1 protein-coding gene is annotated in these 976 nt (G+C 59.8%); it reads left to right on the top strand.

The genetic code is table 11. The features are described from left to right. Positions 1 to 976 (top strand): efflux RND transporter permease subunit (locus OC610_RS28040; RefSeq protein ID WP_264432873.1); only part of this gene is annotated, 976 nt, incomplete at both ends.

Here is a 976-nt window from a genome sequence, read left to right as displayed (position 1 = left end):
CGCTACAACCGTGATGCGCTGTTCATGACGCAAAACTATGCGGCCAGCTCGGACATCTTCGTGGTCATGATCAAGACCCCGGAGGATCAATGCACCCGTTACGCCAGCCTGTCGGCGGTCGATGCGCTGGCCTGGCGATTGGAGCAGTTGCCAGGTGTGGAATCGACCACTTCGATGGCGGCACTGAGCAAGATCGCCACGGCGGGCTATAACGAAGGCAACTTCAAGTGGTATGAATTGATCCCCAATGACGGCGCCCTGGGGGCCGTGCAAACCCGCGCGCCGCGAGAGCTGTTCAACCAGGGTTGTTCGATGCTGTCGCTGTACGTCTACCTGGCTGATCACAAGGCCGACACCTTGAGCCGGGTGGTGGAGGCCAGTGAGCAATTTATCGCCGAGCACCGGGTGCCGGAGGTCAAGTTCATGCTGGCGGCCGGGAGCGCGGGGATCGAAGCGGCGACCAATATTGTCGTGAAGAAGTCCATGCGTGAGATGCTGTTCTGGGTCTACGGTGCGGTCAGTCTGTTGTGCCTGGTGACCTTCCGCAGTTGGCGCGCGACCCTGTGCGCGATGTTGCCGCTGATGCTCACTTCGATCCTGTGCGAGGCGCTGATGGTGGGGCTGGGCATGGGGGTGAAAGTCGCGACACTGCCGGTCATCGCGCTGGGCGTGGGCATTGGTGTTGATTATGCGTTGTATGTGTTGAGCGTGATTCTGGCTCGGATGCGGGCCGGCGATACCTTGGCTCAGGCGTATTACCAGGCGCTGCTGTTCACGGGCAAGGTGGTGTTGTTGACGGGGATGACGTTGGCTGTGGCGGTGTCGACCTGGGCGTTTTCGCCGATCAAGTTCCAGGCTGACATGGGGGTTCTGCTGGCGTTCATGTTTTTGGTGAATATGCTGGGGGCTTTGATTCTGTTGCCGGCGTTGGCTTGGTGGTTGTTGCCGCGGGAGGTGTTTGCAAAAAAGCCTGAGT

The organism is Pseudomonas agronomica (assembly GCF_025917275.1).
GTDB lineage: Bacteria > Pseudomonadota > Gammaproteobacteria > Pseudomonadales > Pseudomonadaceae > Aquipseudomonas > Aquipseudomonas agronomica.
The sequence above is the reverse complement of the archived record's forward strand: the minus strand, read 5'-3'. Positions and strand labels throughout refer to the sequence as shown.